The sequence below is a fragment of the Bartonella sp. AA16NXGY genome, assembly GCF_042197325.1.
In the GTDB taxonomy this organism is placed as follows: domain Bacteria; phylum Pseudomonadota; class Alphaproteobacteria; order Rhizobiales; family Rhizobiaceae; genus Bartonella.
In genome coordinates this window covers 1-1526 of sequence record NZ_JBHIRR010000050.1, presented here as the reverse complement: position 1 = coordinate 1526, position 1526 = coordinate 1, and the positions used below count along the sequence as shown (strand labels likewise).

The following is a 1526-nucleotide window of genomic DNA, read 5'->3' as shown; positions in this document are numbered from 1 at the left end:
AATGGGTGGGAGTGCTGGGAGGAGAGAGCACCCCCATAGGTTTAAGCAGCTTTTGCCAAAATCTTTTGCATCTCTTGTTCTATTTCCCCTAAAAAGATTTCGACCGCTTTATTGATCTCTTCAATGTGTTTCTCATCACGGAGGACGCGTTTGATTTTCATTCTCAAACCAGTAGATTTGCCTACAAAGTTTGGATTATAGCTCATGAAATCACACCATTTGCGTCCAGTGCATGCCATTTGGAATTGCATCTGTGCGATATATTCAGGCTTGATTTCGTCATAAATAAAAAAACGCAAATGCGTGGTTGATTGTGGACATTTGACTTCTATTAAACCGTCCTCTCCAATCAACCCATCAGGACTAGCCCCCGCCATTTCCATTTTGGGGTGTGGGATAAACCCGCATCTTGTGACTTCTGCGTCATAAATGAATTCATATTCTCTTAAGGCATCTTCTTCATGTTCGATACCCCATTGCATAGCAGGTGTTGTATAAGATTGGCTTATTTCCTCTATTAAGCGTTCTGTCATGAGTTTCGTTTTGTAGTCTTCATATTTGCTGGTAGGCAAGCCTTTAGCTGTCTTACTGAGTACGCTGTAGACATTAGATGCAGTGACTTTACCCAAGCGCGCTTGAAACCACTCTGCTGTCCTTTGTTCCATTTCACACCGCCGTTTCTTGTTGAGTTGGCGCATATTCGATATCTTGTATAGGTGCATCTAATTGCTCTTGTTGTGCTTTATTCATTTGCTTTCGTTGCTTTTTTTTCAAAGAAAACAAAGCGGTTTGTGCTTGTTTAAAAGACATATCTTTTAGATTTTTTACTCCTATGAAAGAGAGAAGCCTACTTTCTTCAGATTGTGTTTTTTTAATTAATTCTTTGATTTCATTCATCTGTTCAGAAGAGATACCCGCAAGAAGTGTTATTCCATCTGTATCGTCTTCTTTTCTTGCAACATTAAGAAGCATGCCTAAGAGATATCGACGTGCGTAGCTTATAGTAGAACCAACCGCTTGTGTGTTATTTTTGCTTCCCGTAGCATCAATGGGAAATGTTCCTTGTGTTGATATTTCATTGCCCGATATATGCTTTAAAGTCATTTCTACAGTTATGTCATTTGAACGCTGGTCTTTGATACGAGAGAACAAGGCAAAGTGATGTTTTGCAAGAGGTTCTTTAATAGCATCAATATATTTATCAAGCGTTGTATAGAGGCTTTTAGTATGTGTATTAATGGCATTTTGTTCGATATTTTTATATTCCACTTGTATAGTAGAAAGATCACGGACAAAGTTTTGGCGCTCTTGTCGTTTTATCTCTTGTTCTCGCAATTCAAGAAGACGCTTGAGACGATCCATATCGACATCATTTTCTAAAGCTCTTTCTAAAATAAGCTCCATAGCTGTAGGTTTGATTTCACAATCGTTCGTTTTTTCCACTAATTCCGTTTGTGTGGTACTTAGTTCACTCATCTTGATTTCCTCCTATTTGAGCGCAATTCACCCGTGGCGTGAATCACGCT

General features: G+C 39.0%; 2 protein-coding genes. Both read right to left on the bottom strand.

All coding sequences use genetic code 11. The features are described from left to right. Window positions 1–41: 41 nt before the first annotated feature. Window positions 42–665, bottom strand: coding sequence for a lambda exonuclease family protein (locus tag ACFINK_RS09265; protein WP_375638900.1), 624 nt, complete (start codon window positions 663–665; stop codon window positions 42–44). A gap of 1 nt (window position 666) precedes the next feature. Next, a complete protein-coding gene (locus ACFINK_RS09260; protein WP_375638898.1) occupies window positions 667–1476 on the bottom strand; it encodes an ERF family protein in 810 nt (269 codons plus the stop codon). Window positions 1477–1526 lie beyond the last annotated feature (50 nt).

Bases quoted from the DNA above. Each gene is read 5' to 3' on its own strand.
- ACFINK_RS09265 (WP_375638900.1), bottom strand. From the start codon at position 665: ATGGAACAAAGGACAGCAGAGTGGTTTCAAGCGCGCTTGGGTAAAGTC.
- ACFINK_RS09260 (WP_375638898.1), bottom strand. From the start codon at position 1,476: ATGAGTGAACTAAGTACCACACAAACGGAATTAGTGGAAAAAACGAAC.